This window comes from Nonomuraea sp. LPB2021202275-12-8 (genome assembly GCF_037044575.1).
In the GTDB taxonomy this organism is placed as follows: domain Bacteria; phylum Actinomycetota; class Actinomycetes; order Streptosporangiales; family Streptosporangiaceae; genus Nonomuraea.
Window position 1 is genome coordinate 449,141 of record NZ_JBAHWD010000005.1, and the last position, 26,571, is coordinate 475,711.

General features: G+C 70.6%; 26 protein-coding genes. 11 read left to right on the top strand and 15 right to left on the bottom strand.

Annotated elements, in window-relative coordinates; all coding sequences use genetic code 11:
• Positions 1 to 26: 26 nt before the first annotated feature.
• From V5E28_RS13085 to V5E28_RS13095, 3 genes are read right to left on the bottom strand one after another with little or no spacing between them, the layout of a single operon-like run.
• The gene (locus V5E28_RS13085) at positions 27 to 470 is read right to left on the bottom strand and encodes a response regulator (RefSeq protein WP_336207089.1); all 444 of its coding nucleotides are present in this window, start codon (positions 468 to 470) and stop codon (positions 27 to 29) included.
• Entirely contained in the window at positions 467 to 2,074 is a 1,608-nt protein-coding gene (locus V5E28_RS13090) for a sensor histidine kinase (protein WP_336207090.1), read from the bottom strand. Before V5E28_RS13090 ends, V5E28_RS13085 begins: the two co-directional genes overlap by 4 nt.
• Positions 2,071 to 3,246: a PP2C family protein-serine/threonine phosphatase gene (locus V5E28_RS13095; protein WP_336207091.1), complete on the bottom strand. Its 1,176-nt coding sequence runs from the start codon at positions 3,244 to 3,246 to the stop codon at positions 2,071 to 2,073. Before V5E28_RS13095 ends, V5E28_RS13090 begins: the two co-directional genes overlap by 4 nt.
• A 271-nt stretch (positions 3,247 to 3,517) precedes the next feature.
• On the opposite strand from V5E28_RS13095, the gene V5E28_RS13100 reads away from it, so the two are divergent.
• The gene (locus V5E28_RS13100) at positions 3,518 to 3,940 is read left to right on the top strand and encodes a YciI family protein (protein ID WP_336207092.1); all 423 of its coding nucleotides are present in this window, start codon (positions 3,518 to 3,520) and stop codon (positions 3,938 to 3,940) included.
• 9 nt (positions 3,941 to 3,949) lie between these two features.
• A complete protein-coding gene (locus tag V5E28_RS13105) occupies positions 3,950 to 5,194 on the top strand; it encodes an RNA polymerase sigma factor (RefSeq protein ID WP_336207093.1) in 1,245 nt (414 codons plus the stop codon).
• 31 nt (positions 5,195 to 5,225) lie between these two features.
• Here V5E28_RS13105 and V5E28_RS13110 read toward each other — a convergent pair whose 3' ends face one another.
• The 3 genes from V5E28_RS13110 to sigJ are packed head-to-tail and all read right to left on the bottom strand — an operon-like array spanning position 5,226 to position 7,074.
• Positions 5,226 to 5,510: a DUF6204 family protein gene (locus V5E28_RS13110; RefSeq protein WP_336207094.1), complete on the bottom strand. Its 285-nt coding sequence runs from the start codon at positions 5,508 to 5,510 to the stop codon at positions 5,226 to 5,228.
• Complete coding sequence (locus V5E28_RS13115; protein WP_336207095.1) at positions 5,498 to 6,148, bottom strand: TetR/AcrR family transcriptional regulator; 651 nt, start codon at positions 6,146 to 6,148, stop codon at positions 5,498 to 5,500. The genes V5E28_RS13110 and V5E28_RS13115 overlap by 13 nt, the downstream gene beginning before the upstream one ends.
• Before the next feature lie 47 nt (positions 6,149 to 6,195).
• Positions 6,196 to 7,074, bottom strand: a complete 879-nt coding sequence (sigJ, locus tag V5E28_RS13120; RefSeq protein WP_336207096.1) for an RNA polymerase sigma factor SigJ — start codon at positions 7,072 to 7,074, stop codon at positions 6,196 to 6,198.
• Between the two features lie 204 nt (positions 7,075 to 7,278).
• Between sigJ and V5E28_RS13125 the strand changes: the two genes are divergently transcribed.
• The 3 genes from V5E28_RS13125 to V5E28_RS13135 all read left to right on the top strand — a co-directional run bounded on the left by V5E28_RS13125 (position 7,279) and on the right by V5E28_RS13135 (position 11,322).
• Positions 7,279 to 8,862 (top strand): FAD-dependent oxidoreductase, encoded by a 1,584-nt coding sequence (locus V5E28_RS13125; RefSeq protein WP_336207097.1) that lies wholly within the window; start codon positions 7,279 to 7,281, stop codon positions 8,860 to 8,862.
• Positions 8,863 to 9,037: 175 nt separating this feature from the next.
• Complete coding sequence (locus tag V5E28_RS13130) at positions 9,038 to 10,291, top strand: SGNH/GDSL hydrolase family protein (RefSeq protein ID WP_336207098.1); 1,254 nt, start codon at positions 9,038 to 9,040, stop codon at positions 10,289 to 10,291.
• Positions 10,288 to 11,322, top strand: a complete 1,035-nt coding sequence (locus V5E28_RS13135) for a pyridoxal-phosphate dependent enzyme (protein ID WP_336207099.1) — start codon at positions 10,288 to 10,290, stop codon at positions 11,320 to 11,322. Before V5E28_RS13130 ends, V5E28_RS13135 begins: the two co-directional genes overlap by 4 nt.
• A gap of 111 nt (positions 11,323 to 11,433) precedes the next feature.
• On the opposite strand, the gene V5E28_RS13140 is transcribed toward V5E28_RS13135, so the two are convergent.
• Together V5E28_RS13140 and V5E28_RS13145 are read right to left on the bottom strand one after the other, a co-directional pair.
• Complete coding sequence (locus V5E28_RS13140) at positions 11,434 to 12,270, bottom strand: alpha/beta fold hydrolase (RefSeq protein WP_336207100.1); 837 nt, start codon at positions 12,268 to 12,270, stop codon at positions 11,434 to 11,436.
• Between the two features lie 609 nt (positions 12,271 to 12,879).
• Positions 12,880 to 13,827, bottom strand: a complete 948-nt coding sequence (locus tag V5E28_RS13145) for a zinc-binding dehydrogenase (protein WP_336207101.1) — start codon at positions 13,825 to 13,827, stop codon at positions 12,880 to 12,882.
• Between the two features lie 171 nt (positions 13,828 to 13,998).
• Here V5E28_RS13145 and V5E28_RS13150 point away from each other — a divergent pair, with 171 nt between their 5' ends.
• On the top strand, positions 13,999 to 14,379 hold the full coding sequence (locus V5E28_RS13150; RefSeq protein WP_442945804.1) for a response regulator: 381 nt from the start codon (positions 13,999 to 14,001) through the stop codon (positions 14,377 to 14,379).
• A gap of 43 nt (positions 14,380 to 14,422) precedes the next feature.
• Here V5E28_RS13150 and V5E28_RS13155 read toward each other — a convergent pair whose 3' ends face one another.
• Positions 14,423 to 15,553 (bottom strand): sensor histidine kinase, encoded by a 1,131-nt coding sequence (locus tag V5E28_RS13155; protein ID WP_336207102.1) that lies wholly within the window; start codon positions 15,551 to 15,553, stop codon positions 14,423 to 14,425.
• Positions 15,550 to 16,212, bottom strand: a complete 663-nt coding sequence (locus V5E28_RS13160) for a response regulator transcription factor (RefSeq protein WP_336207103.1) — start codon at positions 16,210 to 16,212, stop codon at positions 15,550 to 15,552. The genes V5E28_RS13155 and V5E28_RS13160 overlap by 4 nt, the downstream gene beginning before the upstream one ends.
• A 140-nt stretch (positions 16,213 to 16,352) precedes the next feature.
• Here V5E28_RS13160 and V5E28_RS13165 point away from each other — a divergent pair, with 140 nt between their 5' ends.
• Entirely contained in the window at positions 16,353 to 17,882 is a 1,530-nt protein-coding gene (locus V5E28_RS13165; protein ID WP_336207104.1) for a hypothetical protein, read from the top strand.
• 232 nt (positions 17,883 to 18,114) lie between these two features.
• On the opposite strand, the gene V5E28_RS13170 is transcribed toward V5E28_RS13165, so the two are convergent.
• The 3 genes from V5E28_RS13170 to V5E28_RS13180 form a co-directional block, all read right to left on the bottom strand.
• Positions 18,115 to 19,644, bottom strand: a complete 1,530-nt coding sequence (locus tag V5E28_RS13170) for an FAD-dependent monooxygenase (RefSeq protein ID WP_336207105.1) — start codon at positions 19,642 to 19,644, stop codon at positions 18,115 to 18,117.
• Positions 19,645 to 19,921: 277 nt separating this feature from the next.
• Positions 19,922 to 21,577: a ribosomal protection-like ABC-F family protein gene (gene abc-f / locus V5E28_RS13175; protein ID WP_336207106.1), complete on the bottom strand. Its 1,656-nt coding sequence runs from the start codon at positions 21,575 to 21,577 to the stop codon at positions 19,922 to 19,924.
• A 107-nt stretch (positions 21,578 to 21,684) separates the two neighbouring features.
• Complete coding sequence (locus tag V5E28_RS13180) at positions 21,685 to 22,545, bottom strand: SDR family oxidoreductase (protein ID WP_336207107.1); 861 nt, start codon at positions 22,543 to 22,545, stop codon at positions 21,685 to 21,687.
• Positions 22,546 to 22,715: 170 nt separating this feature from the next.
• On the opposite strand from V5E28_RS13180, the gene V5E28_RS13185 reads away from it, so the two are divergent.
• The 3 genes from V5E28_RS13185 (at position 22,716) to V5E28_RS13190 (ending at position 24,222) form a co-directional block, all read left to right on the top strand.
• Positions 22,716 to 23,393 (top strand): FAD-binding protein, encoded by a 678-nt coding sequence (locus V5E28_RS13185; RefSeq protein ID WP_336207108.1) that lies wholly within the window; start codon positions 22,716 to 22,718, stop codon positions 23,391 to 23,393.
• Positions 23,390 to 23,464: a hypothetical protein gene (locus V5E28_RS49520; RefSeq protein ID WP_442945809.1), complete on the top strand. Its 75-nt coding sequence runs from the start codon at positions 23,390 to 23,392 to the stop codon at positions 23,462 to 23,464. Before V5E28_RS13185 ends, V5E28_RS49520 begins: the two co-directional genes overlap by 4 nt.
• A 122-nt stretch (positions 23,465 to 23,586) precedes the next feature.
• Entirely contained in the window at positions 23,587 to 24,222 is a 636-nt protein-coding gene (locus V5E28_RS13190; protein WP_336207109.1) for an NAD(P)-dependent oxidoreductase, read from the top strand.
• Between the two features lie 4 nt (positions 24,223 to 24,226).
• Here V5E28_RS13190 and V5E28_RS13195 read toward each other — a convergent pair whose 3' ends face one another.
• Positions 24,227 to 24,619 carry a PPOX class F420-dependent oxidoreductase gene (locus V5E28_RS13195; RefSeq protein ID WP_336207110.1) on the bottom strand — a complete coding sequence of 131 codons (393 nt, stop codon included), beginning with the start codon at positions 24,617 to 24,619 and terminating at the stop codon, positions 24,227 to 24,229.
• Positions 24,616 to 26,010: an MFS transporter gene (locus tag V5E28_RS13200; protein WP_336207111.1), complete on the bottom strand. Its 1,395-nt coding sequence runs from the start codon at positions 26,008 to 26,010 to the stop codon at positions 24,616 to 24,618. Before V5E28_RS13200 ends, V5E28_RS13195 begins: the two co-directional genes overlap by 4 nt.
• An 88-nt stretch (positions 26,011 to 26,098) precedes the next feature.
• On the opposite strand from V5E28_RS13200, the gene V5E28_RS13205 reads away from it, so the two are divergent.
• Complete coding sequence (locus V5E28_RS13205; protein ID WP_336207112.1) at positions 26,099 to 26,524, top strand: MarR family winged helix-turn-helix transcriptional regulator; 426 nt, start codon at positions 26,099 to 26,101, stop codon at positions 26,522 to 26,524.
• Positions 26,525 to 26,571 lie beyond the last annotated feature (47 nt).

Genomic DNA, 26,571 nt, shown 5'->3' on the forward strand with positions numbered 1-26,571 from the left:
GGTCGCGAGGCGGAGAAGTGGATGTCCTACTGGCTGCGGCCGGGCAGCCGGACGACGGTGACGAAGAACTCGTCGATCTGCCGGATGACGGCCATGAACTGGTCGAGATCCACGGGCTTGGTCACGTACGCGTTGGCGAACAGTCGGTAGCTGCGCAGGATGTCCTCCTCGGCGGAGGACGTGGTGAGCACGACGACCGGGATGGCCCGCAGGTCCGGATCGCCCTTGATCTTCTCCAGCACCTGACGGCCGTCGTACTTGGGCAGGTTGAGGTCGAGCAGGATCAGGTCGGGCCGCGGCTTGTCGGCGTACTCGCCTCGCTGATAGAGGAAGTCGAGCGCCTCCAGGCCGTCATGCACCACGTTGAGGCTGTTGCGGATCTTGTTGTCCTCGAACGCCTCCCGCGTGATGAGCTCGTCGCCCGGATCGTCCTCGACGAGGAGCACTTCTATGGGCCTGCCGATGGTCATGAGGCGGATCCTTCAACAGTCGCGGTGGCGGTGGCGATGCGGCTCTCGGACGAGGGGGTGTCCGACCGGAGAGTGAAGCAGATCCGGGCGCCTTCCCCAGCGTAGGAGGTGTCGAGCCAGATGTTGCCGCCGTGGTTCTCCACAATCTTCTTGCACATGGCCAGCCCGATGCCGGTGCCGCTGTAGGCCTCGCGGCTGTGCAGGCGCTGGAAGATGATGAAGATCTTCTCGGCGAACTCGGGTTCGACGCCGATGCCGTTGTCCAGCACGCTGAACTGCCACTCCTTGTCGTCGAGCTGCTCGCAGTCGATCCGGATGACCGGCGGCCGGTCGGGGTGGCGGAACTTGACGGCGTTGCCGATGAGGTTCTGCCAGAGCAGTGACAGCAGGGTGGGGTCGCCGATGATCTCCGGCAGGCGTTCCGGCCGCTCGACGACCGCCTCGTTCTCCTCGAGGGTGGCCGCCAGGTTCTGCAGTGCCTTGTCGAGCTTGAGCTCCAGGTCGACCGGCCTGCGGGCGTCGTAGAGGCGGCCCACCCGCGAGTAGCTCAGCAGGTCGTTGATCAGCTTCTGCATCCTGGTGGCGCCGTCGACTGCGAAGTGGATGTACTGGGCGCCGCGCTCGTCGAGCACCTCGCCGTAGCGCTTGGCCAGGAGCTGGCAGAAGGTGGCGATCTTGCGCAGCGGCTCCTGCAGGTCGTGGGAGGCGACGTAGGCGAACTGCTCCAGCTCGGCGTTGGAGCGGCGCAGCTCGGCGGCCTGCGCGTCCAGGTCGGCGGTCTGGCTGCTCAGCGTGGCCTCGTGCTCGCGTGAGGCCTCCAGCGCCGCCACGATCCTGGTGCGCATCGCCTCCACGTCCAGGGCGACCTCGCGGATGTCGGCGGGGCCGTGAGCCGGTATGTGATGGTTGAAGTCGCCCCCGGCCACATGGCGGGAGGCGACACGCAGCTCGTCGAGCGGCCGGCCCACGGCCCGGCGCAGCAGCACGGCCATCCCGATACCGAAGATCAGGAAGACCACCGGCATCGCCATGAACGCCCAGTTGCGCAGGTTCTGGACCTGGGCCAGCTCGGCTCTGGCCTGCTGCCGGGCGTCGGACAGGCGGGTGTTCTGGGCGGCCAGCAGCGCGCGGACCCGGTCGAAGGCCGGCTTGCCGCTCTCCGCCAGGGCCGTGGTGATCTCCTCGTTCGCTTGCTTCCTCGTGATGAGGGGCTCGGCGTAGTCCCTGCGCCACACCGCCGCCGCCTCGCGGATCTCGCGCAGGCCGGAGACGAGCTCTGGCCGGTCGCGCAGCAACTCCTCGATCCGCTCGTACTGCAGCCGCTCGGCCGTGACGCCGGCCTCGTAGGGCTCCAGGAACTGCTGGTTGTCGGTGAGCAGGAAGCCGCGCAGGCCCGTCTCCTGATCGACCAGGACCGCCTGGAGCTGGGTCCCGTCGATGCGGGCGGGAGACAGCCGGTCCACCAGGTGGTCGGACAGGCCGTTGGTGCGCTCCAGCATCACCGCGCCCACCACGGTGCAGATCCCGACGACGATCGTGATGGCCGCGATCATCACCACGAACCAGTGGTGCACCGTCAACCGCCGCCAGCCGCTGCTGTTCATGATTCCTCTCTCCAGCGAAGGTGCACGACGGCCACGTCGTCGGCGGAGGCGTCGGGGGCGGTGGCCTCCTCGGTGCCGGCGATCAGCGCGTCCACGAACTCCTCCCCGCTCAGGTGCGCCCAGCGGCGGGCCACCTCCAGCAGGCCCTCCTCCCCCAGCCAGCGCGGCTCGGCGCCGGGCAGGCGGCGCTCGAACAGGCCGTCGGTGAAGAGAGTCAGCCCGCCGCCCTCGGGCAGCTCGACCAGGCCCTGCGGCCAGTCCGCCTCGATGGGCAGCCCCAGCGCGGGGCCCTGCTCGGGCTCGGCCCAGGACACCTCGTCGCCGGAGTGCACCAGGAAGCCGGGATGACCCGCCCGCCACACCCTGACGGTCCGCTGGTCCGGCTCCAGCATGAGCGTGGACATCGTCACGAAGATCTCCGAGCTGGCCCGCTCGGCGCGCAGGATGCGTTCGAGCTGGCGCAGCTGCGCCGCTCCGGTCACGCCGCTGAGCACCAGCGTGCGCCAGGCGATCCGCAGGCAGACGCCGAGGGCCGCCTCGTCGGGACCGTGGCCGCACACGTCGCCGATCACCGCGTGGACGACCTTGTCGTCGGACTCGACGATGTCGAAGAAGTCGCCGCCGAGCGTGCCCGAGTCGCGGCTGGCCCGGTAGCGGGTCGCGGCCTCGATCGGCATCTGCTGCAGCAGCGGGGTGGGCAGCAGGCCGCGCTCCAGGCGCGCGTTCTCCTTGGCGCGCATCCGCTCGGCCTGCAGTGCGACCGACGCGTGCTCGGCCTGCTTGCGTTGTATCGCGTAGCGCAGGGTCCGGCCCAGCCACTCGCCCTCGGCCCGGCCCTTGACCAGATAGTCCTGCGCCCCGGCAGCGACGGCGGCGAGCCCGGCCTGCTCTTCGGACAGGCCCGTGAGCACCACCACGGCGGCGTCCCCGCTCGCCTCGCGCATGGCGGCCAGCGCGGACAGATCCTGCGCGTCGGGAAGGCCGAGGTCCAGCAGGACGCACTGCGCCCGCTGCCGGCTCAGCGCGTGCCGGGCCTCGTCCAGGGAACGCGCCCACTCCAGCCGCACCGCGAAAGCGCTGTCTTCCAGCAGTTCACGTACGATCAGCGCGTCCTGCGGGTCGTCCTCCACCAGCAGGACGAGCGGTAGAGCGTGCCCATCTCCAGAGACCATGCCGGCACCGCCATCCTTTCCTGACAGCGCCGAGCGCTTGTCGTCCTTTGACCGCACTCGGACAGTGCCACGAGGACGGCTCGTCACACGCGAACCTATGGGCCTGTCCCATAACTATCTGGACACAGGGTAGTGGATCTTGCCTGTGCCCGGCCTGCCTGGTCCAGCGAATAGTCTTCTTCCGCGGACACGTGTCCGGCCCGCGCGGCCGGCTCCGACGTCTCTGGCGAGCGGCACCGGAAAGGGCGCCGGCAGACAGAGAGAGGCACCCATGAAGTACATGATCATGATGTTCGGCACGCAGAAGGACTTCGACATGCTCGCGGGCAGGCCCGGCGACGGGCCCACCTGGTCGGCGGAGGACGTGGGGGCGCTGCACGCGTTCATGACGAAGTGGAACGACGATCTGGTCAAATCCGGGGAGTTCGTCGACGCCCAGGGGCTCACTCCTCCGGTGCACGCCAGGCGGGTGCAGCTGAAGGACGGCGTCCCCGTCGTGACCGACGGACCGTACGCCGAGACCCAGGAGGTCCTGGCCGGCTACACCATCGTCGAATGCGAGAGCTTCGACCGGGCGACCGAGATCGCCGCGCGCCTGGCCGACACCCCGCACCCGCAGGGCGCGATCCTGCAGAACGAGTGGTACGTGGACGTGCGGCCGATCGTCGACTCGATCGACGACCTGGACGCGTGACCGGTCACCGTGTCCGGTGACGGCGTCGAAGGCCTGCTGCGCGAGTCCGCGCCGCAGGTCCTCGGCGCGCTGGTGCGGCGCTTCGGGCACTTCGACACCGCCGAGGACGCGGTGCAGGAGGCGCTCCTGGCGGCTTCCGTACAGTGGCCGGAGGAGGGAGTGCCGGACAACCCCCGCGGCTGGCTGATCACCGTGGCCTCGCGCAGGCTGACCGACCTGCTGCGCGCCGAGCAGGCGCGCAGGCGCCGCGAGGACACCGTCGCCGGATGGCGGCTGTCCGGCGACTGGTCGGCGCCCGCCGCCGACAGGCCGGCGGCGGCCACCGACGACACGCTCGTGCTGCTGTTCATGTGCTGCCACCCTTCGCTGTCGCCGGCCTCGCAGATCGCGCTCACCCTGCGCGCCGTGGGCGGCCTGTCGACCGCGGAGATCGCCCGCGCGTTCCTCGTGCCCGAGGCGACCATGACCCGGCGCATCAGCCGGGCCAAGCAGCGCATCAAGGACAGCGGCCTGCCCTTCGCCCTGCCTCCTGCCGCCGAGCGCGCCGAGCGGCTCGGCGCGGTGCTGCACGTGCTCTACCTGATCTTCAACGAGGGCTACGCCAGCACCTCGGGCCCCAAGCTGCAGCGCGCGGAGCTGTCGGCGGAGGCGATCCGGCTGGCCCGCACCGTTCACCGGCTGATGCCGGATGACGGGGAGGTGATAGGGCTGCTCGCGCTCATGCTGCTGACCGACGCCCGCCGGACGGCGCGAACCGGGCAGGACGGCGCGCTGATCCCGATGGCCGAGCAGGACCGCGCCCTGTGGGACTCCACCCAGATCGGCGAGGGCGTCGCGCTCGTCTCGAGCGCGCTCCCCCGGCGTGAGATCGGCCCCTACCAGCTCCAGGCGGCGATCGCCGCGGTGCACGACGAGGCGCCGAGCGCGGCGGAGACCGACTGGCCGCAGATCGTCGCGCTGTACGAGGTGCTGATGCGCGTCGTGGACAACCCGGTGGTGCGGCTGAACCACGTCGTCGCGGTCGCCATGACACGCGGCGCGGACGCCGGGCTGGACCTGCTGGACGAACTCGTCGCCGACGAGCGGCTCGCCGGCGACCACCGGCTGTACGCGGTCCGCGCGCACCTGCTGGAGATGGCCGGAGAACGGGCAGCGGCACGGGAAGCCTACGAAGTGGCCGCCGGTCGCACGACAAGCCTGCCCAGGCAGCGCTACCTCCACAGCCGGGCCGCCCGCCTGGCGGAGAGCTCCTGACGCCGAGTACGACCCGTCACGGCGAGAGAGATCAGCGGCGCCGGATCCTGATGCTGCGCATGTCCGTCAACGCGACGCGGAGCACCTGGTAGGGGACGCCGTGCGCGTCCAGGGCCGCGAAGGCACCCCGGGTGGCCTCGCTCTCACCGTCGTCGGGGCCCGCGGGCACCTGGCAGCGGAAGGTGAACGCCGACAGGGTGCCGTCATGGGTGAACGTGCCCGCCTCGGTGAACGCGGTCCGGGTAGCCGCCAGCACCGCGTCGCGGCCGGCGTCGCTCAGCCCGTCGAACGTGCCGGAGATGGTCACTCTGAACATGGTCGATCCTTCCGTACGGCATAGCCGAGGACGCGTTCGCCGAGCAGGTCCTCGATGACATCCAGGAGCTCCAGCACCGCCTCGGCGATCGTGTCCGGGCCCTCTCCCGCGGTGGTGCGCCTGCCGATCTCGGCGAAGACCATGGCGTGCAGGGAGCCGAGCTGCCAGGCCACCACGCGGGGCAGCGGGTCGCCCGGCGTGGCGCCGGTCTCCTCGGCCAGCACGGCGGCCAGGGCCTCAGTCATCCGCCCGCCCAGATCCTCCAGCCGGGCGGTCAGGGTGGGGGCGGCCCGCATCATCTCGAAGACGCGGCCGAAGCCCTCGGTCAGCCCGACCTGGCGGTCCCGGCGGCGCACCTCCTCGCGGAGGTGGTCGAGGACGGCCCGCGCGGCCGCCGTCCCGGGCGGCCGGTCACGCACGATGCGGGCCAGCCGCTGTGGGGACGCCTCGTCCGGCGGCAGGACCAGATCCTCCTTGACCTCGAAGTAGTTGTAGACGGTGTTGACCGATACCTCCGCCGCCGCGGCCACTTCGGCGATCGTTACCCGGTCGAACCCGCGCTCCACGAACAGCCCCATCGCCACATCGGCGATGTGCTGCCGCGTCCGCAGCTTCTTCCGCTCTCGCAGCCCGCTCATGAGCCGGAAGTTTAACCACACTTCTTGGAGTCGACTCTATTTTTTGCTCAGAAGTCGAACACCGCCAGGTCGAGGCCGCGCAGACGATCGGGGTCGGCCAGGATGTCGATGCCCACGATCCTGCCGTCGCTGATGGTGAAGCTCATGATCGAGATGGGCCGCCCGTCCACGACGTTGACGATCCCGGCCGCGCCGTTCACCAACGCCGGCCGGGCGAACTGGGCGTGGCGGCGGAAGTTGAGCGCCTGCCCGGCCACGGCCTGCGAGCCACTGATCTCCGTCCAGCCGAGCATCGCTCCGGCGTCGGCGCGCAGCACCACGTCGGGGTCGAGCACCGCGACCAGCGCGCCGAAGTCGCCGCCGCGCGCGGCCGCCTGGAACGCCTCCACGACCTCCCGCTGACGACTCAGGTCCGGCTCGGGCACCGGCGCCGCCCCCTGCACCCGGCGGCGGGCCCGGCTGGCGAGCTGCCTGGCCGCCGCCGGCGTCCGGCCCACGATCGGGCCGATCTCCTCGAACGGCACCGCGAACATGTCGTGGAGCACGAACGCCAGCCGCTCGGCGGGAGCCAGCGACTGCAGCACCACCAGCAGCGCCAGCCCGACCGAATCCGCGATCAGCGCCTCGTGCTCGGGGTCCACTCCCCCGGCGGGTTTCACGATCGGGTCCGGCAGGTGCGACTCCAGCGGGTCTTCACGGCGGGAGGCCCGCGAGCGGAGCATGTCCAGGCACACCCGCCCGACGACCGTGGTCAGCCAGCCTCCCAGGTTCGCCACGTCGCCCGTGTCGGTGCGGTTGAGCCGCAGCCACGCCTCCTGCACGGCGTCGTCGGCCTCGCTCAGGGAGCCGAGCATCCGGTAGGCCACTGCTTTCAGGTGAGAGCGGTGCGCCTCGAAGCGGTCTGCCAGATACGCGGTCTGATCCACGGTCGTTCTCCTCTTCAGCGTCCTCATAGACCTGACGGATCGGACCTAGCAGGTGTGACACCCGCAGGAAACCGCGAAGACCCACCACTTCACGGCCGGACCTGTTCGCCGGTGGAGTGCGCTCGCTCCCCGCCCGGTGCGTCCGCATTGCTGATTCGGCAAGAGAATTTGCCGAATCGCCGGGCTCGGAGTGACCATCTGCCCATGCAGACAACATATGACGTCGTGGTCGTAGGCGGTGGCGCCGCCGGACTGAGCGGTGCCCTCGCGCTGGTGCGGGCGCGCCGGTCGGTGCTGGTGATCGACGGCGGCCGGCCGCGCAACGCCCCTGCGTCCCACATCCACAACTACCTGGGACGCGATGGCACTCCTCCGTCCGAGCTGCTGGCCACCGGCCGCGAGGAGGTGGCGGGGTACGGCGGCGAATTCACGGCAGGCGACGTGGTGGCGGCTGAGCGCCTGGAAGAGGGCGGCTTCCGCGCCATGCTGGCAGACGGATCCTCGGTCGAGGCGCGGCGGCTGCTGGTGACCACCGGGCTCGTCGACGAACTGCCCGAGGTGGCCGGGATCACCGAGCGGTGGGGACGCGAGGTGCTGCACTGCCCCTACTGCCACGGCTGGGAGGTTCGCGATCAGGAGATCGCGGTGCTGGCCACCGGCCCGCTGGCCGCTCACCAGGCGCTGCTCTGGCGCCAGTGGAGCGAGCGGGTGACCCTGTTCCTGCACACCGCGCCCGAGCCCGGCGACGAGGAGCGCGAGCAGCTCGCAGCTCGCGGCATCGCCGTGGTCAGGGGCCAGGTAAGCGGCCTGGACGTGACCGGCGACCGGCTCACCGGGATGGTCATGGCCGACGGCCGGGTGCTCCCCTCCCAGGCCGTGGTCGTGGCGCCGCGCTTCACCGCCAACTCGGGCGTCCTGGAGCGCCTGGGGCTGGAGACCGTCGAACAGGAGATGAACGGCTTCGTGGTCGGCCGCCACATTCCCGCTGACCCGACGGGCGCGACGGAGGTGCCCGGCGTGTGGGTGGCGGGGAACGTCGCCACCCTGACCGACGTCGTCATCACCGCCGCGGCCGCTGGACTGCGAGCCGGCGCGGCGATCAACGCCGACCTGGTCGCCGAGGACACCCGCCGAGCCGTCGCCGAGCACGCGCAGCACCACCACCGGCAGCGCCCGGGGACGCAGGAGGAATGGGACGCCCGCTACGGCGAGAGCGACCAGATCTGGAGCGGGAACCCCAACGCCATCCTGGTCCGCGAGGCCGCGGACCTGAAGCCGGGCACCGCCCTGGACCTGGGATGCGGCGAGGGCGCCGACGCCATCTGGCTCGCGGGCCGAGGATGGCGGGTCACGGGGGTCGACATCTCCGGCGTGGCCCTCGACCGCGCCGCCCGGCACGCGGCCCAAGAGGGAGTGGCCGTCGAGTGGGAGCGGCACGACCTCGCGGAGTCCTTCCCCGAAGGTGTCTTCGACCTCGTCGCCGCCAGCTTCCTGCACTCCTGGGGCGACATGCCGCGGGACCGGATCCTGCGGTCCGCCGCCGCAGCAGTCGCCCCCGGCGGGGTGCTCCTGGTCATCGGGCACGCGGGCTGGCCGGCCTGGGAGACGAACCCCCACCCCGACGTGCACTTCCCCACGCCGCACGAGGTCCTGGAGGCTCTCGAGCTGGCGGACGGGGAATGGGATGTGCAACTCTGCGAGGAACACGATCGCATCCAGACCGGCCCGGAAGGGCGACCGGGGACGCGCAGGGACAACGTGCTGAAGGTGCGACGCCGCACAGGCTGAGACCGACGACGGCCGGCCAGGAAAAGCGTGTTTCCCTGGCCGGCCGCTTCGACGGTGGCAACCTTGGCGCATATGACCACGCCTACGCGGAAGGTCAGGTCCAGAGGCGACTGCATTGACAAGTAGATTTTTTACGTACAAAATCTACTTATCATTAGTCTACGGAAGGCCCCCCATGAACCTGTTACCGCTCCGTCTGATGGCCACGACCGGCGTGATCGCGCTGATCATGGCCGCGGCGCCGGCCGCCTCCGCCTCGGCCAACGGCGGGTGGTCCAGTGCCTGGGCGACCGCTCACCAGCATCCGCGAGCCGGCAACGAGTGGGAGGGCGCCAACTGGTCGCCGTCCGGTTTCGCCCAGCAGTCGGTGCGGCAGGTCGTCCGGGTGAGCGCGGGCGGTTCGCGGGTGCGCATCCGGCTGTCGAACCTGTACGGGACCGGTCCCCTGCGGCTGGCCGGGGCGACGATCGCGCGGGCGGCGGAAGCTGCGGCGGTCCGGCCGGGGACGGCGCGGGTGCTGAGGTTCCGCGGGTCGCAGGCCGCGACGATCCCGGCCGGACGGGTGGCGACGTCCGACGCCGTTCCGCTGGCCACCCGGCCCCTTGAGAAGCTGACGGTCACTCTCTACTTCGCCGAGCCCACCGGACCGGCGACGTTCCACGAGGGTGGCCTGACCACCAGCTACCTGGCCACGGGAGACCGCCGGTTCGACCTCGACGGCCGGGCGTTCGCCGGGGCGACCAGCCATTCCTGGTACTTCCTGGCGGGCGTGGACGTCGGCGGTCGCGTCAAGGGAAGCGTGGTGGCCTTCGGCGACTCCATCACCGACGGGGCCATCACCACCCCCGGCGCCGACAACCGCTACCCGGACGAGCTGGCCGAGCGCCTGGTGGCGGCGGGTAAGCATGTGGGCGTCGTCAACGCGGGGATCAACGGCAACATGCTCCTCGCCGACTCGCCCTGCTTCGCCGGGGAGAAGGGCCTGGCCCGGTTCGAGCGGGACGCGCTCGGCCAGCCTGGGGTGCGCACCGTGATCGTGCTGGAGGGGATCAACGACATCGGCCTGGGCGGCAAGGACAGCCTCTGCGGCAAGGTCCCGGCAGTCACCGTCTCCGGCCTGATCGAAGGGCACCGGCAGCTCATCCGCGCCGCCCACGCCCGCGGCATCAAGATCATCGGTGCTACGCTGACGCCGATGAAGGGCAACCCCTACTACTACAACGCGCTCAACGAAGCCGCACGCGACGACCTCAACCACTGGATCCGCACCAGCGGCGAGTACGACGCGGTGGCCGATCTCGACCGGGCCCTGGCCAACCCCGACGATCCCGACGCGATGCTCCCGGCCTACGCCGCCGCCGACCTCCTGCACCCCAACGACGCGGGGATGAAGGCGATCGCCGCCACCGTCGAGGCCCGACTCCGGTGAACGGCTGGTACGCACGGCCCGGCGCTCGTGACTGGACCTGCTCCCCCGTCCGGCACGGGGTACGGGAGTTCCACGCCGCCCTTCCCGGCTACGCCCCCACCGCGCTGACCGAGCTGCCCGCGCTGGCGGAGGAGCTGGGCGTCGGCCGGGTGCTGGTCAAGGACGAGTCCACCCGCCTCGGGCTGCCGGCGTTCAAGGCGCTGGGCGCGTCCTGGGCGATCCACCAGATCCTGTCCCGCCGTCCGGATGCCGAGCCCGTACGCCTGGTCACCGCCACCGACGGCAACCACGGCCGGGCCGTGGCACGCATGGCGCGGCTGTTCGGGCAGCGTGCGCACGTCTTCACCGCCGAAGGCGTGCACCCGGCCGCCGTCGCCGCCATCGCGGCGGAAGGAGCGCAGGTGACCCAGGTCGACGGCACCTACGACGAGGCGGTGCACCGCGCGGCGACCGCGGCGGAGGAGCCGGGGGCCGTGCTGGTCCAGGACACCGCCTGGCCGGGGTACGAAGAGACGCCCAGCTGGATCGTGGAGGGCTACTCGACGCTGTTCGCGGAGATCGACGAGCAGCTCGGCCGGCCCGACCTGATGGTGGTCCCGGCGGGCGTCGGCTCGCTGGCGCAGGCGGCCGTCACGCACTATCGCAGCGGCGCGGCGCAGGCCACGGCGCTGCTCGCGGTCGAACCCGACACGGCGGCCTGCGTCCTGGCGAGCCTGATCCGGGGAGAGCCGGTCACCGTGGAGACCGGCGAGACGATCATGGCCGGGCTCAACTGCGGCACCCCGTCCAGCCTCGCCTGGCCGTACCTGCGCGACGGCCTGGACGCGGCCGTGGCCGTCACCGACGATGACAGCGCCCGCGCGGTCCGCGACCTCACCGGCCTCGGTGTGCTCGCGGGCCCGTGCGGCGGTGCGGCGCTGGCCGGTGCGCGTTCCGTCCTGACCGGCGAGCACGCCTCGCACCTGGGCACCGGGCCCCGCTCGACCGTCGTCCTGCTGAGCACCGAAGGCGCGGAGGCGAACCCCTCATGAAGGGCACGAACTCAGGACAGGTCCATCAAGAGGTGGCCTGTGGTCGAGATGCCCGGGCTGACGCCGCGGCGATGAGCTGCTCAGCCGTGCAGGAGCGCGACGGTGATCTGCTCAGCCGTGCAGGAAGCGCACCAGGGCGGGCGCGAGCCGCTTGGGAGCCATGACCACGGCGCCGTGGTTCAGACCCGGCAGGGTGCGGTGCTCGGCGTCGGGCAGCACGCCGGTGAGTGCCCGACCGGCGTCGTGGAATCCAGCCGGGCTCTTGCCGCCGGTCAGCACCAGGGTCGGCACCGTCGCGGCCGACCACGGGTCGGCGTCCAGCGGCTTGCCCCGCTGCGTCTCGCCCATCACCGCGGCGTCGTAGGGCAGCGTGTGCGCCAGGGCCTTGAGGTTCGGCCACACTCCGGGCATCAGCCGCATCATGGTCACCATGATCGCGGGCATGCCCTGTGCCCCGGTCATGAAGTACTTGACCGCCTCAGCGCGCCGGTCGGCCGCCAGCAGCGTGTCGAGCTGCCGGGCGTAGTCCCTGGGAGGGCCGAAGTCGCCGTCGCCGATCACGAACGGCGGCTCGTACAGAGCCAGCCGTTCGACGTTCAGCCCCACCGCAGCGGCGCGCAACGCCAGCACCGCACCTGACGAGCTGCCGAACAGCGACGCCGCTCCCCCGGCAAGGTCGATCAACGCCGCGATGTCCTCGACCTCACGCTCCACGGCGTAAGCCGCCGCATCGCCGCTGGCCCCCCGGCCCCGCCGATCGTAGTTGATCACAGTGAAGTGCTCCGCCAGCAGGGCGGCGAGCTTGCGAGCGTCGGATCGGTCGGCCAGCGCAGAGGACACCAGGATGACCGCGGGTCCGGCACCCGATCGCTCGAACGCGATCTCGGTTCCGTCCCGCGAGATGGCCGTCGCGTTCACCGTGGTCGCCTGCTTACTGCTGGTGCCCATGCTCATATCTCCGTTTCAGGTGCTCCTGTTTCTGCCCGTGTGACGGTCCTTGTCCGGAAAAGGAATCGGTCTGGTTGTGAATGACCGGAGTCGCGGTCATGTCCGGGGGGCACGTCGCAAGGTAGGCGGCACCCGCCGCCAAGGGCACTTTCTACGTCTACTTCTCCTCCTGGGAGGAGATGCTCGTCGCGGTACGGGATCGCGTGCTGCGGGACTACGTGGACCGCTTCACCGCTTCCACCGGCTCGCCGAATCCACTGAGCCGATCGACTGGTGGGCCACCCTCGACGCCGAATGCGCGGCGGCCATCGAGGCCATCGCCCGGCCCGGCGGGCTCCATGCCGCCGTCTTCCACTCCGACTCCGCTCTCGCAGCCGAGGACGGAGGGCGGCTGGACACCATCGCCGCCATCGCCAAGGCGCTGCAGCGCGGCATGGACGCACGGCGCCGCGGACGCGATCGTCGCCGGAGAGCAACCGCACCTCTGGCTGGCGGCCGTCCGCGACCTCACCCGCCACTGGCTCGCACCGCCACGAGAGCAGTAGCGCGGGCACCCGGCGATGGGCCGTGCGCGTGGCGGTGCGGGTCCTTCAGATGGATCCCCCGATCTCAGATCAGCAGAAGGGACTTGCCGGCCGTGGCACGCTCGGCGAGTGAGACATGGGCGTCCCGGGCCCGCTCCAGTGGGAAGGTCGCGCCGATCGCGGGCCTGATCGTGCCCTTCGCGGCAAGGTCCAGGGCCTGGGCGAGCACGGCGCGAACCTTGTCCTGCTCGGGCGGGCCGGCTTCCAGGGCGTTGTGAACGCCTACCCGGCGCCGCTCGGCGAGTGCCGGGTCGATGTGGGTGAACTCACCGCCGGCTGTCCCGTAGGTGATGAAGCGGCCGCCTTCGACCGTCGCCTCGAAGGCGGCCTCGCCCAGCGCACCGCCCACACCGTCGAAGACGAGGTCGGCCTCCACCTGCCGCTGCCAGCCTTCGAGGGAGTAGTCCACGACGGTCTCGGCGCCCAGCTCCCTGGCCAGGGCCAGCTTCCTCTCACCTCGCGCCGCGGCGGTGACCCGGGCTCCGGCTTCGCGGCCCAACTGCACCAGGATCGAACCCGCGCCGCCCGCCGCAGCCGTCACGAGTACCCGTTCGCCCTTCCTGATCGCTCCGTCATGGGCCAGGAGCAGCGCCGTCACCCCGTCGTGCAGAATGGCCGCCGCCTCCGGGAATCCCAGCCCATCGGGTATCTCGACCACCTCGCGCAGAGAGGCGGTGATCCGCTCGGCGTACCCGGTTGCCGATCTGGCCACCACCCGCCGGCCGATCCAGGCCGGATCGGCGCCTTCGCCGACGGCCGAGACGGTCCCCGCTCCGCCGCCGCCCGGCACGTAGGGCAGGTCCTTGGGGAAGAAGTCCGCGCCCCAGCCGGCTCGCAGCAGGGTGTCGAGGTAGATGATGTCGGCCGCGGCCAGATCCACCACGACCTCACCCGGCCCCGGGACCGGATCCGGAATCTCCACCGGCGTCAGCACTTCGGGCCCGCCGAACTCTCGAACATGAATGGCTCGCATGGGTCCACCCTGCAACCTCAAGTCCAGTTGAGGTCAACCGGGCTCCCTGACACAGGTGCTGCCAGAGGCATCCCGATCCATGGCCAATGGTGTATCTGGACACTGCCGCCTTACTGACGGGGGCATGCGCTCTCAGCGGGCTCTCAGACTGACCAGGTACGACATGGGGTCATGAAGGCGAAGGTCCTGGTGGTCGACGACGAGCCGAGCATCCGCGAACTGCTGTGCGAGGCGCTGCACCTGGGTGGCTTCGACGTGCGGACGGCGGCCGACGGGCGGCGGGCGCTGGACGCGGTGGCGCGGGAGCGGCCGGACATCATCGTGCTCGACGTGATGCTCCCCGACCTGGACGGGTTCAGCGTCGCCCGCCGGTTGCGGGAGTGCGACGACGGCCCGCTGGTGCTCTTCCTGACGGCCAAGGACGCGGTGGCCGACCGGATCGCCGGGCTCACCGCGGGCGGGGACGACTACGTCACCAAGCCGTTCAGCCTGGAGGAGGTGGTGCTGCGTGCCACTCTCCAGACCCGGACCGAGACGCTGCGATCCGCCTGACGCCCGGTTGGAGAGGTACGGCTGGACATGGTCAACCGGCTGACTACCGGAGAGCTTCGCCGGTGCCACGCAGGGGGTCGCCGTGCGCGAACCGCACGGTGATGGACAAGCCGCCTTCGGGGCGTGCGCTGGTGGTGAGGGTGGCGTGGTGAGCTTGCGTGACGGCGTTGACGATGGCGAGGCCGAGGCCGTAGCCGTCGCGGCGGCCGTTACGATCAGGCGCCAGTTTCTGGAAGGGTTGAAAAAGGCGCTGGATCTGGTCGGCCGGGATGACCGGCCCGCTGTTGGTGACCGTAAGGGCCACCTGCGTGCCGGAGGTCCGAGTGGTGACCTTTACGTGCCCGTCTGCGTGGTTGTGGCGGATGGCGTTGTCGACGAGGTTGGCGACGAGGCTTTCGATCAGTCTCGGGTCCCCGGCAGTCACTGCGGGCGTCAGGTGTTCGGCAAGGTCAATGCCTGTCTCCGTTGCCCGGTCGCGGCGGGAGGCGAGCACGCCTTCGACGACGTGGGCGAGGTCGAGGGCGTCCCAGCGGGCGACGCCGCGCTCGCTGGTGGCCAGAGCGAGCAGTGCCTGGACGAGCCGCTCCTGGTGTCCGCCCAGAGCGAGGGCCTCCTGACAGGCCGAGCGCAGGGTGTCGGTGTCGGCATCGGGGTCGGCGAGGGCGACTTCAAGGAGGGTGCGCAGGCCGGCGAGAGGGGTGCGCAACTCGTGGGAGGCGTTGGCGACGAAGTGGCGTTGGGCGTCGAAGGAGGCCTCAAGACGGGCGAACAGGTCGTCGAGGGTGTGGCCGAGCTCGGTCAGCTCGTCCGCGGGCTCGCCGAGGTCAAGGCGCCGGTGGAGGTTTCCGGCGGAGATGATTTTGGCGGTGGTGGTGATGGCGCGCAGCGGATGCAGAAACCGGCCGGCGACGTACCAGCCGAGAGCCAGGGCGACGGGAATGAGAATGACCAGGGCGACGGCGGATCCCATGAGAAGTTGGGGCAGGCTGATCCCGGGCCCGGTTTCGGTGACCGCGCCAGATGAGGGGTGGCCTTTGGGCGTGGCCATCTGGATGCTGGCCAGCGGGACGTCGACGAATATGAGCACGAAGACCCCGGCGGCGTAGATGCCGGCCGCGTAGGCGAGCGCGAGCCGCGTCTGCAGGGACCTTCTGGCGAGCCGTTGGGAGGTCATGACGGTCCGATGCGGTAGCCGCCTTCGCGGATGGTCTCGATCACGGGCGGGTCGCCGAGCTTGGCCCGTAACCGGTGCATGGTGTGCTTGACGGCGCTGCTGAACGGGTCGGCGGCCTCGTCCCAGACGCGTTCGAGCAGTTCCTCGGCGGAGATGACCAGGCCGGGTACGGCGAGCAGGCATTCGAGCAGCGCGAACTCCCTGGGGCTCAGCTCAAGGCGCCTGCCGGCCCGGAACGCGGTGCGGCGGGCCGGATCGAGGGTGATGTCTCCGCATGCCAGGGTGGGCGGTAGCGGCGGGGTGGCGCGGCGGGCGAGGGCACGGACGCGGGCGACCAGTTCGGCGAACGCGAAAGGCTTGGGCAGGTAGTCGTCGGCGCCGAGGCTGAGCCCGTCGACGCGGTCCTCGATCGTGCCGGAGGCGGTGAGCATCAGCACGCGGGGCTCACAGCGGCCGTGGGCCAGCTGCCGGCAGATCTCGTCCCCGTGGACGCCGGGCAGGTCGCGGTCGAGGATCACCACGTCGTAGCGGGTGGCGGCCAGGCGGTCGAGGGCGGCGGTCCCATCCAGGACGACGTCGACGGCCATGCCCTCGCGGCGCAGCCCGGTTCCGATGGAGCGGGCGAGGACCTCGAAGTCCTCGACGACGAGGACCCTCACCGCAACTCACCGCCGGTCGTCGTGCGGGCGGGGCCGCCGGGTCGAGGTGCCATGCCTGCAACGATGCCAGATCCCAGGTTCCAGCCGGGTCGCAGCCGCCGCGACCCAGCTGGAACCAGGTGCCGCGTACAACCGTCGGCATGAATCCATCCACGACTTGCCGATCCGGCCGACGGGTCGGCTTCCTCCAGTTGCTGCGCGCGGAGTGGACCAAGTTCCGCACCGTGCGGGGCTGGGTCCTCACCATGGCGGCCTCCGTGCTGGTCACCGTAACGCTCGGACTGCTGATCGCCGGGGGCGCCCGCAGTACCTGCGTGACCTGGAAGGGCGATGGCCCCTGCCCCGCGCCTTTGGTGGGACCCGATGGCACGGCGGTGAACGACAAGTACTACTTCGTGCACCAGCCGCTCAAGGGGAACGGCAGCATCACCGCCCGCGTGTCGGACATGACCGGGCAGGTGCGGCTGCCGGACGCCGTGCCCGGGGTGCGCAACGTCAAGGAGGGGGTGGTGCCATGGGCGAAGGCCGGGCTCCTCGTCAGGCAGAGCCTCACGCAAGGCACGCCGTACGCCGCCGTCATGATCACGGGCGGCCACGGCGTGCGGATGCAGCACAACTTCACCCACGACGTGGCCGGTGGTCCTGTGCGGGGGCCCCTGTGGCTGCGGCTGACCAGGTCGGGCGACACCCTCACCGGCTACGAGTCAGGTGACGGCAAGACGTGGACCGAGGTCAGCACGGTCAAGCTGACCGGGCTGCCGGAGACGGTCGAGATCGGGCTGTTCGCCACCTCGCCAGGCGCGTTGTGGGAGATGGCGAAAGCCTTCGCCCAGGCCACCGCCACCTTCGAACAGATCGAGCTGCAGGGCGCGAACGGTTCGTGGCGGCGGGACGACGTCGGCGTCTCCTTGGGGCCCGACGGCAAGAGCCCCCATCACCCGGGCGCGGTCGTCGAGGCCGGCGACAAGCTCCTCGTGACCGGGGTCGGTGACATCGGGCCCGCCACGGTGGAGGGCGGTCTGCGCGCTGACTTCACGCTGATCGGCGGGGCTGTGGGGCTGGTCCCGGTGCTCGTGGTGGCGGTCTCGTTCTTCACGGCGGAACACCGGCGGGGGCTGATCGGAACCGGTCTGCCGGCCGGGCCGCATCCAGCGCGGCTGCTGGCGGCCAAGGCCGTGGTGGTCGGCGTGGTCGCGTTCGTGGCGGGACTGGTGACCTCGGGGGTCGTGGTCCCTGTCGGCCTGGCGATGTTGCGTGCCAATCAGAACCCGATTCAACCGATCACCTTGGCGACCGAGCTGCGGGTGATCGTCGGCTACGCGGCGCTGACCGCGGCCGCCGCCGTGCTGGCTCTGGGCCTCGCCGCGTTGGTCAAGCGGGGCATCGTCGCCATCGGGCTGGCCATCGCGCTGGTCGTCGTGCCCTACCTGCTGGCGACCGCGGGCCTGGTGCCATGGCTGCTGATGATCACCCCTGCCGCCGGGTTCGCGATCACGCAGAGCGTCCCCACGTTCGCGCACGTGGCCGTGGACCACTCACTGCTCGGGGGCTATTACCCGCTCCCGCCATGGGCAGGCTTGGCCGTGACCTGCGGATATGCCGTTCTCGCCCTCGGAGTGGCGATTGCCGTATACCGCAGGAACGTTTCGTCTTCGGCTCCGCTCACCTAGAACCCGATGCGAGGCAGTTGGAAGAGCCCCGACAGCTTCAAGGAGGCGTCACTTGAGCCCTGGCGGCAGGGGCGTGCCGTGTCTGCCGTGGACCGGTCAGGGGCAGACACGGCGCCCTGCCCCCGCCATGTCCCGGGTGACTAGATGAGCCGCCAAGGTATGGCCCGGATCGAGATGATCACGAGCCAGGCCAGGCAGGCGCGTACGTCAGCGTGGCGATCTGGTCGTCGTTTCAAGGGGTGCCGAACCAGCCGGAGAGCGCTTCGCGCAGCGCGGGCGCCGCGCTGTCGGCGGGTTCGTCGATGGTCGCGGCCCAGGCGATGTGGGCGTCGGGGCGGATGAGCAGGGCGTCGGCCGGCCGATCATCTGTTTTGACCGTGTGGATGTCGACGTGAGGCTGCCAGTCTCGGGCGGCCTGCCGGAGGTCTGGGCGGTCGGCGAGGTCGAGGAGGATAGGCCGTGCGGCGTGCATGAGTTCCGCGACGCTGGTCATGCCCTGGTCGGTGTGCAGGGTGAGGTCGGGAGCGAAGGTGCCGGCCAACGGGTGGTGGTGGGAGCCGGGCATCGGGTAGCGGATGTCGGTGCCTGCGACCAGGGCTCCCATACGGCGCAGCGGCTGCTCGTCGGCGAGCAGTTCCTGGAAGACCTCCCGCAGCGCTTCGGCGGCCGGGTCGTGCCCGCGCCGCAGTGCCACCTGGGCTTGGGTGTGCAGCATGGTGCGGGCGCCGGCGAGGTGGCGTTCGCCGTGGTAGGTGTCCAGCAGGCCGACCGGCGCCCGGCCGTGGAGGTCGGCGGCCAGCTTCCAGGCCAGGTTGACCGCGTCCATCATGCCGGCGTTGATTGCCACACCGGTGGCGGGGAACAGGTGCGCCGCATCGCCGGCCAGCAGGATCCGCCCGTCACGGTATCGCTCGGCCTGGCGGGCCTTGAAGGTGAACCGCGACAGCCGGATCGCCTCTCCCACGGGCAACTGCACGCCGAGCACGCGGCGGAGGCTGTCTTGGAGTTCGGTCACGGTCATCGGAGTGTCGTCGTCGTATTCGGTGGTCTCGTCTTCGATGGTGTAGAGCGAGACGACGTTGGAAGCGGGCGACGCGGCGACTCCGAAGAGACCGCGGTCCGTCCGGGTGAAACCCGCGTGGATCGTGCCGAAGCCGGGGACGTCGAGATCGCCGTTGCCGAGCACGGTCACCGTATCGGGCAAGGTGACCTGGGCCAGCCGGTTGACCTCCGGATAGGCGGTGCCGGGGAAGCCGATGCCGGCCCAGTCACGGACCCGGCTGCGCGCGCCGTCGCAGCCCACGAGGTAACGGGCGCTCATCCGGTACGGCCCGTCCGGGCCACGCACGTCCACGGTCACCGCGGCGTCGTCCTGGCTCACCCCGGCCACCGCGTGTCCGCGGCGGATGTCGACGCCGAGTTCGTCGGCGCGTTCGTCGAGCAGCCTCTCAAGCTGTGGTTGCGGGAGGGGCAGGGCGTGCAGCGGGGGATCTGCCAGCTGGGTGAAGTCCAGATGCACACCGCCGAACGGGAACCGGGGAGCCGGGGCAGGGTCGGTGCAGGCTGCTTCGAATCGTTCCAGCAGGCCTCGGTAGCGCAGCAGCTCGAGGATCTGGCCGCCGAGACCACCGGCCTTGGGGGTGTTCCGACGCTGCGGCTGCCGCTCCAGCACCAGCGGTCGCACTCCGGCCAGACGCAGTTCGGCGGCCAGCATCAGGCCGGCCGGGCCGGCGCCCACAATGATCACATCGGCGTCCGTCATCGGCCGCTCCTCTCGCAGGTTTTCGTCGCGTCCTCGCCCGTCCACCTCGTGATATCGGCCCGACGGCGGCGTGGCCGGGGTGGGATCGTGATGCTTCATATCGATGGTCTTCCAATCGTGTCGTCAGGTCCCAGGACGACCAACAACCGTAGCCCCGGATCTGTTCGGCGGTGATCGTGCCGCGGCCCGTCCGAGGGCTCACCGAGTCGGTGGCGTGTGGGTCGTCGTCGCGGGTCGGCCAGGATGTGCTGACGAACGACGAGCGGGCTCGTCGTGGTCACACAGTCACGTGTGGCAGCGTCACTCTGCCCGCCTCGAGCTCCAGGTGGGAGCCGGTGAAGGCAGCCCGCATGCGCCGGTCGTGGGTGACGATGACGAGCGCACCCTCATAATCGGTCAGAGCATCCTCCAAGTCGTCCATCAGGGCCGGGGACAGATGGTTGGTGGGTTCGTCCAGGAGCAGCAGATCGGCCGGTTCGCTGACCATGCGGGCGAGTTCGAGCCTGCGGCGCAGGCCGGGAGAGAGAGCCTTGACCGGCGAGCCGAGATGGGTGGAGCGGAACAGCCCGAGCGCGAGCAGCGCATCGGCGTGTTCGGCCGGATCTCCCGGTCGCCCCGCCGCGAACGCCTCCAGGACCGTGCCTTCGCCGTACACCAAGCCGTCCTGCTGACGCAGATGACCCACCCGGGTCACCCGGCGGACCGTGCCGGTGTCGGGGGCGAGTTCGCCGGCCAAGACGCGCAGGAGCGTGGTCTTGCCCGCTCCGTTGGGGCCGGTGACCAGCAGCCGTGCTCCCGGTTGAACGCGCAGCGACTCGACGTACAGGCGCTCGCCGACCCGCACATCCGTCAGCTCCACCAGGGGGTCGGCGGTGCCGATGCCGGCGGCGGTGACGTGGGCGGCGAACCGCAGAGGCTGCGGAGGCGGCGGAACCCGGTCCAGATGGAGCCGTCGAAGCCGTTCACGAGCGCCGCGGATCCTGCTCATCGCCCCGTGCGCCCGCGATCTGGCGCGGAACGCACCCGCCCCGCTGAAGGCGGCAGGTGCCTTGCGCGGGATGACGGCCAGCCGTTTCGCATGGGAATCGGCCAGCCCCTCCTGGCGGGTCACCTCGACGCGCCACTCCTGGTGCTCTCGCGCCCAGCGCGCCCTGGCCGCCGCCTTGGCCTGCAGGAATCCGGTGTAGCCGTTGCCGTAACGATGCAAAGTGCGCAGATCATCGTCCACCTCCACGATGGTGGAGGTGACCCGCTCCAGGAAAAGCCGGTCGTGAGTGACCGCGATCAAGGTGCCCCGGTGATTTCGCAGGTGGTCCTCCAGCCAGGCGACGGCCTGGTCGTCAAGGTCATTGGTGGGTTCGTCGAGGAGCAGCACCTCGGGAGCCGGGGCCAGAATCGCGGCCAGCGCCAGCCGGGACCTCTGCCCGCCCGACAGAAGGCCCAGCGGCCGGTTGCGGTCCAGTCCGGGCAGGCCGAGTGCGTTCAGCATGATCTCGACTCGGGTGTCGGCCTGGTATCCCTCGCGGGCCTCGAACCGGGCCACCAGGTCGCCGTAGAAGGCCAGCTCGGCGGGCGTGGCGTCACCGAGACCGAGCTCGGCCTGCCGAATCCGGCGCTCCAGGTCGCGCAGGTCGGCCAGCGCGAGATCGATGGCCTCGCCGACGAGGGCGGTTCCGGGCAGATCCAGGGTCTGGGCCAGATAACCGACGCCACCGGGCGCCGCGACGGTGACAGAGCCGTTGTCGGGCCGGCTTCGTCCGGCGAGCAGGCGCAGCAGAGTCGACTTTCCGGAGCCGTTGTCGCCGATCACACCGACCTTTTCGCCGGGCCTGACCGCGAGCGAGACCTCGTTGAGCAGGATCTTGTCGTCATACCGCTTGGTGACGCCGGACAGGACGAGCTGGGTGTCGGATGAGGAATGACCGATGCGCATATGGGCGTCCTCCGGATGTCGGCGTGGCTGAGTGGACGGTCGTCGGCGGAGCGGGCGGTGTGGCGGTTCTGGCGCCGGAAGGGCCGGCGTTGACGCCGGTTCGCCGGTCAACCGGCGATTTCGGGGGCGGGTACGGCGAGTTCGGCGGCGCGGCTGACCTGCTCCCAGGCAGCCCAGGTCTCCATCCGCCGCCGGGAGATGTCGAAGGCCAGGTCGTAGACCATGCTGCCGAGCACCAGCCGCAGCGGCGGATCTTCGCTGTCGACCAGCTTCAGCAGCGCCTCGGCGGCCAGACGCGGCTCACTGTCGATCGAGCCCTCGGCCCACTGCTTCTCCAGCTCGGCGCGCAACGGGCCGTACTCCGCCAACGGCGACGTCGTCGTCATGCTGGTGTACAGGTCGGTCCAGTAACCGCCGGGCTGGAGGATGCTGAGCTTGACGCCGAACGGCGCGGCCTCCATCGCCAGTGCCTCGCTCATGCCCTCCAGCGCGAACTTGCTCGCGCTGTACATCCCGGTGCTCGGGAAGCCGCCCAGGGCGGCGATGCTGGAGACCTGCACGATGTGACCGGATGCCTGGGCACGCAGGTGCGGCATGACGGCCTGGCAGACCCACATCGCCCCGAAGAGATTGACCTCCAGTTGGGCCCGCGCCTCGGCCTCGGTGAACTCCTCGACCATGCCCGAGGACATGGTCCCAGCATTGTTCACCACGATGTCGAGCCGGCCGAAGTGCTCGAGGGCGGTGTTCACGGCGGCGAACACCGCGTCGCGGTCGGTCACGTCCAGGGGAAGGGCGAGTAGCCGATCCCCGTACCGGTCGTCGAAGTCCTGTCGCGCGATGGTCCGGGCGGCGGCGGCCACGTGATCGCCGCGCTCCAGCGCGGCGAGAGCGAACGCGCGGCCCAGGCCACGGCTGGCTCCCGTGATGAACCAGGTGCGGGAAGGGACGGTATCCGGGGTACGCATATGCAGAAATCCCATCGGTTGCGAGCTTCTTTCGAGACGATCCGTCTCGTCTCGAAGGGTGACGTTATCGGACCCTCTCTGCTGCGTCAAGACGGACCGTCTCGTCTCGCTTCGCAGGTTCACGACATGACGACACGGCGCAAGCCCCCTCCTATGAGGTATGCGGCGGGGTGGATCCGCTGGCCCGCACGGCCTACGTCGAGGCCGGCGCCCGGTTCGCCGATGTGATCCCGAAGGCCGCGCCGCACGGGCTGGCCCCGCTCAACGGCTCGGCGCCGCATGTGGGCGTCGTCGCCTACACCTTGGGCGGCGGTCTGGCCCTGCTGGGGCGCAGCCATGGCTACGCCGCCGACCGGGTGCGGGCCATGGACGTGGTGACGGCCGACGGGCGCCTGCGCCACGTCACTGTTGAGAGCGACCCGGATCTGTACTGGGCGCTGCTTGGCGGACGGGACAACTTCGGCATCGTGATCGGGATGGAGTTCGGCCTGGTTCCGGTGGCCAGGCTGTACGGCGGCGCGCTCTTCTTCGACGCGCGACAGGTGCCCGGCGTCCTGGACGGCTACCGCCGATGGACCGCCACCGTGCCCACCGAGATGAACTCCTCGGCGGCCCTGATCCCGGTCCCCGACGACCCGCAGGTGCCGGAACCGATGCGCGGCCGTCTCGCGGTCGTCAACCCGCTTTCGCCGACGACCGTCGAGGACGCTCACGCGTTCCTCGACCGCCTGTTCGGCGACCTCCAGCCCTGGACGGCCGGACGGTCCTCAACTTCATGGGCCACGGCGGCAACGCCGACCGCAGCCGCGTCCGCACCGCCTACGCCCCCCAGGACCACGAACGGCTGACCGCGCTCAAGTCCCTCTACGACCCGCACAACACCTTCCGCGCCAACTACAACATCCCACCCGCGCGCTGACCGTACGGCGGACGGGCGCGCCCAGCACTTCTGGAGACAAAATGGATCAAACGGGCGCGCTCCGATGAGCGGGCCATGGTGGCTCCTCGCTCGCGATCGCCCCTCACCTCTGGAGATCCCCTATGAAGTTGGCCATCTTCGGCGCCACCGGCGGAACCGGCCAGTTGCTGGTTCGGCGAGCGCTGGACCTCGGACACCAGGTAACGGCCGTCGTCCGGGACCCCGCCCGGCTGGCGATCGACCATCCGGCCCTTGCCACCGTCGTCGCCGACGTGTTCGACGCTGATTCGCTCAGACCCGTTCTCGACGGTCACGACGCCGCATTGTCGGCGCTGGGCCCGAACGGTCGCAAGGACACCACAGGCGTCTGCTCGGCCGCGGTCCACGCCATTCTGGAGGCAATGGACGCTACCGGTGTACGGCGCGTGATCGCCCTCAGTGCCCAACCCGTGCTGCGCGGCGGTGCCGGCGAGCCGCTGTGGCTCCGGATAACCCTCCTACCGGTCATCCGAGCGGTTTACCGCACTGTCTATGCCGATCTCGACCGGATGGAAAGGGCGCTGGCCGCCAGCACAACCGACTGGACCGTAGTGAGGCCGGGGTTTCTGAGCGGCAAGCCCCCGACCGGCCGCTACCGCACCGCCATCGAGGCCAACGTACCCGGCAGCATCACCCGGGCAGATCTTGCCCAGGCCGTCCTGGACGTCCTGGACGACTCGACCACGATTCGACACGCCGTAGGCGTCGCGGGGGGCTGAGGCGTCACGCGCCTTCGACGTCGCGGGCGCGGTAGGTGTCCTCGATCTTCGAGCCGGATTCCAGGCCCCAGCTGACGATCCGCGTCGGGTGCAGCAGGATCCGGGGCGCATCGCCCGCGATCGCCTCGGCCCGGCCGCGTACCTCCACTCCGCGCGGCCGCCATGGCGGCAGCACGTCGTCGACGACCAGGGCCGCGCGGCCGGTGCGGGCGACGTCCCGGAACTTCTTCGACCTGGCGAAGTTGCGTCCGGTGATCTCGATGACCGAGGAGGTGTCGTCGAGCGACCAGCCGACCGGCGCGACGTGCGGCATGCCGTCGGGGCCGACGGTGGCCAGCCTGCCCAGGATCGGGTGCTCGCGCAGGTAGGCGAGTTCGAGCTCGCTGAAGACGCTCATGCGTGTGTCTCGGTCCGGGAGGTGTGCCGTACGGCGAGCGGTGCGAGGACGGCCCCGAGGACCGCGGCGGCCGCGCCCAGCCAGAACAGGACGGTGAAGGCGGAGTCGGGCACCCCTGTCATGCGGCCGGAGGAGCTGGAGGCGATCACCGCGGCGGCGAGTTGGCTGCCGATGACGCCGCCGAAGGTGCGGATGATGTTGTTGATGCCGTTGGCGGTGCCGGTCCTGGTCAGCGGCACGATGTCGGCGATCAGTTTGGGCAGGGCGCCCATGACGAGCCCCGATCCCGCTCCCACCACGCCGTAGAACACCAGGTGCTGCCATGGGGCGCTGTGGCCCAGGGCGAGCAGCGCCGCCCCCACGGTGAACAGCACGAACCCGCCGGCCAGCGGCCAGCGCGGACCCAGCGCGGTGGAGATCCGGCCGACCGCCATCCCCGCCGGGATGATGGCCAGCATGCCGGGCAGCATCAGGAGCCCGGCGACCGTGACGGAGGCCCCGAAGCCGACCGGGCTCTGCTGCGCGAACAGCGGCATCGCCAGATAGAAGAAGTACGACCCGGCGCCGAAGAGCAGCGCGGCGGCGTGCGTCACCAGCATCGGCCGATCCGTCAGCTCGCCGACGTCGATGAGCGCGTCGGTCCTGCCCCGCTCCACCACGATGAGCACGGCCAGCAGCAGCACGCCGAGCGCGAACAGGCTGAGCGTCCCCGCGGAGGTCCAGCCCCAGGTGGGGCCCTGGGTGAGAGCGAGCAGCACCGCGAGCAGGCCCAGACCGAGCAGGCCGGCTCCGGGCAGGTCGAGGCCGCCCGTCGCCGTGTGCCGGCTGGCGGGCACCCACCGCCACACCATCAGCAGGCTGACGACCGCGAGCAGCGCGCCCAGGACGAACAGGTAGCGCCAGGACAGGTGGTCAACCAGCAGCCCGCCGACCACCAGGCCCGTTCCGGCTCCGGCCCCGACGATGCCGGAGACCAGCCCCATCGCGGACGGCAGCCGTTCGCGGGGCAGCGTCTCGCGCAGGATGGCCATCGACAGCGGGATCACGGCCAGGGCCGAGCCCTGGACGACGCGGGCGGCGATGAGCTGGCCGATGTCCTGCGCCAGCGCCGCCCCGGCCATCCCGGCCGCGTACGCCACCAGCACGCCGATCATCACCCGCCGCTTGCCGTACAGGTCGCCCAGGCGTCCCAGCAGCGGGGTCAGCACGGCGCTGGAGAGCAGGAAGGCGCTGAGGATCCAGGCCGACCACGTCGGGGTCGTCTCCAGCTCCCGGGTCAGCAGGCCGAGGGCGGGGACCACCACCGTCTGCATCAAGGAGTAGCCGAAGACCGCGATGACGAGCGTGACCAGGATGCCGGGCGGGTCCTCTGTCCGAGGGGTGGCGGTCATGCGAGACCTCCAAGTTCGAAGTACGTAATGTTGGTAGTACGAACAAATTAGTTGGTAGTACGAACCATCGTCAACTAGACTCATCCGCATGACCAGCACGATCGGCACGGACCTGGAGTTCGCCTCCGCCTTGGTGCGCATGTCGCACCTGGTGCAGCGCGTGTTCGCCGACGTCAGCCGTGAGCACGACACCACCCCGCAGCAGGCTCAGCTGCTGTGCCTGCTGATCGGCGGGCCGGTCGGCATGACCGAGCTCAGCAGGCTCGTCAACCTGGAGAAATCCAGCCTCACCGGACTCGTGGACCGGGTGGAGCGGCGCGGGCTGGTCGCCCGGGTCCGTGACTCCAGCGACCGCCGCACCTGCCGAGTCGCGCTGACCCCGCAGGGCGAGCGGCTCGCCGTAGACCTGCACGACGAGATCAGCGGGAGGCTGGACACGCTGGCAGAGGCGCTGCCCGACGGCGACGGCGAGCGGCTCGCCGCCATCATCACGCGCCTGCTCGCCCAGGAGTAGGACTCCGCAGGCCGACCAGCACCACGACAATCCCAGCCAGCACGATG

Excerpts from the sequence above, each read along its gene's own strand:
- V5E28_RS13085 (WP_336207089.1), bottom strand. The coding sequence starts at position 470 with ATGACCATCGGCAGGCCCATAGAAGTGCTCCTCGTCGAGGACGATCCG.
- V5E28_RS13090 (WP_336207090.1), bottom strand. The coding sequence starts at position 2,074 with ATGAACAGCAGCGGCTGGCGGCGGTTGACGGTGCACCACTGGTTCGTG.
- V5E28_RS13095 (WP_336207091.1), bottom strand. The coding sequence starts at position 3,246 with ATGGTCTCTGGAGATGGGCACGCTCTACCGCTCGTCCTGCTGGTGGAG.
- V5E28_RS13100 (WP_336207092.1), top strand. The coding sequence starts at position 3,518 with ATGAAGTACATGATCATGATGTTCGGCACGCAGAAGGACTTCGACATG.
- V5E28_RS13110 (WP_336207094.1), bottom strand. The coding sequence starts at position 5,510 with ATGTTCAGAGTGACCATCTCCGGCACGTTCGACGGGCTGAGCGACGCC.
- V5E28_RS13115 (WP_336207095.1), bottom strand. The coding sequence starts at position 6,148 with ATGAGCGGGCTGCGAGAGCGGAAGAAGCTGCGGACGCGGCAGCACATC.
- V5E28_RS13125 (WP_336207097.1), top strand. The coding sequence starts at position 7,279 with ATGCAGACAACATATGACGTCGTGGTCGTAGGCGGTGGCGCCGCCGGA.
- V5E28_RS13130 (WP_336207098.1), top strand. The coding sequence starts at position 9,038 with ATGAACCTGTTACCGCTCCGTCTGATGGCCACGACCGGCGTGATCGCG.
- V5E28_RS13140 (WP_336207100.1), bottom strand. The coding sequence starts at position 12,270 with ATGGGCACCAGCAGTAAGCAGGCGACCACGGTGAACGCGACGGCCATC.
- V5E28_RS13145 (WP_336207101.1), bottom strand. The coding sequence starts at position 13,827 with ATGCGAGCCATTCATGTTCGAGAGTTCGGCGGGCCCGAAGTGCTGACG.
- V5E28_RS13150 (WP_442945804.1), top strand. The coding sequence starts at position 13,999 with ATGAAGGCGAAGGTCCTGGTGGTCGACGACGAGCCGAGCATCCGCGAA.
- V5E28_RS13155 (WP_336207102.1), bottom strand. The coding sequence starts at position 15,553 with ATGACCTCCCAACGGCTCGCCAGAAGGTCCCTGCAGACGCGGCTCGCG.
- V5E28_RS13165 (WP_336207104.1), top strand. The coding sequence starts at position 16,353 with ATGAATCCATCCACGACTTGCCGATCCGGCCGACGGGTCGGCTTCCTC.
- V5E28_RS13170 (WP_336207105.1), bottom strand. The coding sequence starts at position 19,644 with ATGACGGACGCCGATGTGATCATTGTGGGCGCCGGCCCGGCCGGCCTG.
- abc-f (WP_336207106.1), bottom strand. The coding sequence starts at position 21,577 with ATGCGCATCGGTCATTCCTCATCCGACACCCAGCTCGTCCTGTCCGGC.
- V5E28_RS13180 (WP_336207107.1), bottom strand. The coding sequence starts at position 22,545 with ATGCGTACCCCGGATACCGTCCCTTCCCGCACCTGGTTCATCACGGGA.
- V5E28_RS13190 (WP_336207109.1), top strand. The coding sequence starts at position 23,587 with ATGAAGTTGGCCATCTTCGGCGCCACCGGCGGAACCGGCCAGTTGCTG.
- V5E28_RS13195 (WP_336207110.1), bottom strand. The coding sequence starts at position 24,619 with ATGAGCGTCTTCAGCGAGCTCGAACTCGCCTACCTGCGCGAGCACCCG.
- V5E28_RS13200 (WP_336207111.1), bottom strand. The coding sequence starts at position 26,010 with ATGACCGCCACCCCTCGGACAGAGGACCCGCCCGGCATCCTGGTCACG.
- V5E28_RS13205 (WP_336207112.1), top strand. The coding sequence starts at position 26,099 with ATGACCAGCACGATCGGCACGGACCTGGAGTTCGCCTCCGCCTTGGTG.